The organism is Streptomyces sp. P5F9, assembly GCF_057961495.1.
The window spans coordinates 1-1,134 of record NZ_JBXVPZ010000950.1; the positions used below are offsets into that span (position 1 = coordinate 1).

The window sequence follows — 1,134 nt, forward strand, 5'->3', positions numbered from 1 at the left end:
CCCACCCCGCGCCCCCAGGCGTGCGGCAGCACACCGATCTGGTAAAGCTCGTAGGAGGTCGAGGCGTCCAGGTCTTCGTGGTGCGGTGGCCCGGCAGTGAGCAGCCCGACCACTGTTCCGTCCGCGTCTTCCGCGACCAGCGTTGCGCGTGACGACGTGGCCGGCACCCGCGCCCAGGCGTCACGCCGTTGCCCCCATGCACGCGGGTCGGCGAGTTGCCCCTCGGGCATGCCGCCTGCGATGTAGTACGCGGTCCGGGTCCGGGTGTGCACGTCGGCAAGAACGTCGGCGTCCTCGGCGGTCGCCTCACGCAGTCGGAAACCTTGATGCATGCCCTTCTGGACCTCCGGACCCGCTCGACGGTTCCCCGCCTGGTCCTCATCTGCGGCCCGGCACGACTTGTGATGGGGGACCCGTCGCGATCCTCGTGACGAGACATCCGGCCGGCACCTCGACGACAACACCAATCGCGGGTCAGTCCGTCAGTCGCCGAGCACCCGCTCCCACAGCAGCCCGTCCCGCCAGCTCCCGTCGAGGAAGATCGAGGAGTGCGCGACGCCGTACGGGCTGAACCCGTTGCGGCGGAGCACCCGTTGCGACGGCAGGTTCTCCAGCTGGGTGGACGCCTCGGCGCGGTGCAGCCCGAGTTCGTCGGTCATCACCCGGAGTGCGAGTCCGACTGCGTTCCCGGCGTGCCCTTGATTCTGGGCGACGCTCGCGATCCAGTAACCGACGGAACCGCGGCGCAGGTGCGGCTGCGGCAGGATGCCTCCGACGGTGACCTGCCCGACCACCTGGTCGTCGGCGAGCACCACGCCCGGCCAGACCGCACCGGCCCGGTATCCGGCCAGCAGCCTGTCGATCCGCTCCGCCTGGCCCTCCGGGGTGCAGAAGCCGGCGGGCTGGGCAGGTTCCCACGGCCGGAAAGCTTCGAGGTCCCGCGCCCGGTGCGCGGCGATCGGCGTGGCGTCGGCGGGCTCGATCAGGCGGATCCTGGTGCTGTTGTGCATGGCCTGATCCTCGTCGCGGTGCGTCGGATGAAACGGCCGGCCTAGCGAGGGTGCTCGCGCGGCCGCGCACTCCGGCCGTATCCATCGGCCCGAGCCGGGCGTCGATGCCCCGAGCCCCGAGCCC

Annotated in this window: 2 protein-coding genes; both read right to left on the bottom strand. The window is 71.5% G+C overall.

The features are described 5' to 3' along the window. On the bottom strand, positions 1–332 hold a 332-nt coding region (locus tag AC31A1_RS51725; protein WP_489659962.1), incomplete at its 3' end, for a GNAT family N-acetyltransferase. 150 nt (positions 333–482) lie between these two features. After that, positions 483–1,010, bottom strand: coding sequence for a GNAT family N-acetyltransferase (locus tag AC31A1_RS51730; protein ID WP_489659963.1), 528 nt, complete (start codon positions 1,008–1,010; stop codon positions 483–485). Positions 1,011–1,134 lie beyond the last annotated feature (124 nt).

Coding starts and splice junctions, on each gene's coding strand:
- AC31A1_RS51730 (WP_489659963.1), bottom strand. CDS start 1,010: ATGCACAACAGCACCAGGATCCGCCTGATCGAGCCCGCCGACGCCACG.